A 2020-nucleotide genomic window follows, 5' to 3' on the forward strand; every position below is an offset into this window, starting at 1 on the left:
CGTGCGCCCAGCAGAACAGGAGGTGAAGCCGTGACATAGCGGCTCATCTTGTTGTTCGTAAGCTCGTCGTCGCTTGCCGGTGGAAGTCCGGTCCGGGTAGGTGCCAGGAGGCCCGGTAGCAGGCTGGCGGCTTCGTCTGGAAACGGGCGGGGTCGAAGCCCAGCGTCAAAGGCCCTGTTCATGGGGGAGCGACGGTGCGGTCCGTAGCATGAAGCGAAGCCTGCGGCGTCGTTACTCAGCCCGCCCTTTGGGTGGGACGAGGGAGTGCCGAGCCTCTCGAAACCGGGGCGAAGGCCATGGACGCGGTGAAGAGCCTGGAAGCGCAGCCGTCAAGGACTCCTCGGCGTATGGGGCGCGGAACGCATCGACAGTGGCGGCGGGAACTGGGGAGGCCCTCCCCGGCCCGGCAACCTGCGGAAGCTTGTCTTCGTTGCCGGAGCGTCGCGCCCTATAACCGGTCGGAGCCGGGAAGTGGGCGGCGAGCCGGGTGGGCGTCGGAGGCGGCCGTAGTACCGATCGAGCCGACCGGACAACACAACCGGCGGTGAGGGAAGGGCCGCTGCTTCGTCGATGCGTAGCGACTGACCAGGGAGGGGCCGGTGAGTGCCGGTCAGGCTAGTCCCGCCGCTTCGGGATCGCGGGAACCACGGGTTCCGCGTGATCCGGTCCGTGCCCTGCAGCATGCGCTCTACCGGGCGGCCAAGGCCGATCCCGGACGGAGGTTCCACGCGCTGTTCGACAAGGTCTGCCGCAGAGACGTGCTGCAGCGCGCGTGGGTGGCGGTGCGCACCAACAACGGCGCACCGGGCATCGACAAGACCACTGTGGCCCAGGTCGAGGAGTACGGAGTCGACCGGCTCCTGGACGAGGTGGCCGCCGAACTGCGGGAGCGGCGATACCGGCCGCTGCCGGCGCGCAGAGTTCTGATCCCCAAGCCGGGGCTGAAGGATCAGTATCGCCCGCTGTCGATTCCCGCGGTTCGGGACCGGATTGTGCAGGCGGCGGTGAAGATCGTGCTCGAGCCGGTCTTCGAGGCCGACATGGCCGACTGCTCGTTCGGGTTCCGCCCGAGACGGTCGGCGCACGACGCCCTGCAAGTGCTCGTGGATGAGTGCGCGCGGGGCCGCCGGTGGGTGGTCGAGACGGACATCGCCGACTGCTTTTCGGCGATTGGTCACGAGAAGTTGATGCACGCGATAGAGGAACGCGTGTGCGACCAGTCCGTGCTCACGCTTTTGCGCGCGATCCTGCGCGCGGGGGCCATGGAGGACGGGCAGGTGCGGCGGCCGGTCACCGGAACTCCGCAGGGCGGTCCGGTCTCACCGTTGCTCTGCAACGTCTACCTGCACCGAGTGGATCGGGCGTGGGACGACGCGGATGGGGTGATGGTGCGGTTCGCCGACGACGTGGTCGTGATGTGCTGGTCTCGCGGCCAGGCCGAACGGGCGCTGGCCCGGTTGACCGAGCTGCTGGCCGACCTTGGGCTGGAGCCGAAGGCGGCCAAGACCCGCATCATTCACCTTCAGGTTGGTGGTGACGGCTTTGATTTTCTGGGCTTTCATCACCGCCTGGTGCGCTCCCGGGGCGACCGGGGCAAGCCGAAGGTGACGTTCCTGGCTCGCTGGCCTGCGGACAAGGCCATGCAGCATGCCCGCGACCGGCTCCGGGAGATCACCTCCCGGCGGTGGATGCTGCTGTGGCCGGAGGCGATCGTGGACAGGCTGAACGCCTTCCTTCGTGGTTGGGCCGGATACTTCCGCTACGGACATTCGGCTCAGCGCCTCAGCAAGATCAGACGATATGCGCAGTGGCGGCTGGCGCACTTCATGCGCCGACGTCACCGCCGCAGCATGGCGTTCGGCTGGCAGGTACTGCTCAACTCCCGCCCGCCGGACCTCAGACTGATCAGCTTGTATGGAATCACCGTCGCACCCAGGGCGGGCAAGCCCTGGCGGGTGAAACCGAATGCCGCCGGTGAACGACGTCGGTGAGCCGTGTGCGGGAGAACCGCATGCACGGT

General features: G+C 67.8%; 1 protein-coding gene. It reads left to right on the forward strand.

What is annotated here, in order from left to right:
• Nucleotides 1-599: 599 nt before the first annotated feature.
• Nucleotides 600-1991, forward strand: coding sequence for a group II intron reverse transcriptase/maturase (gene ltrA / locus ACTWPW_RS63915; RefSeq protein ID WP_443174997.1), 1392 nt, complete (start codon nucleotides 600-602; stop codon nucleotides 1989-1991).
• Nucleotides 1992-2020 lie beyond the last annotated feature (29 nt).

Source organism: Nonomuraea sp. KM90 (genome assembly GCF_052246675.1).
Lineage (GTDB): Bacteria > Actinomycetota > Actinomycetes > Streptosporangiales > Streptosporangiaceae > Nonomuraea.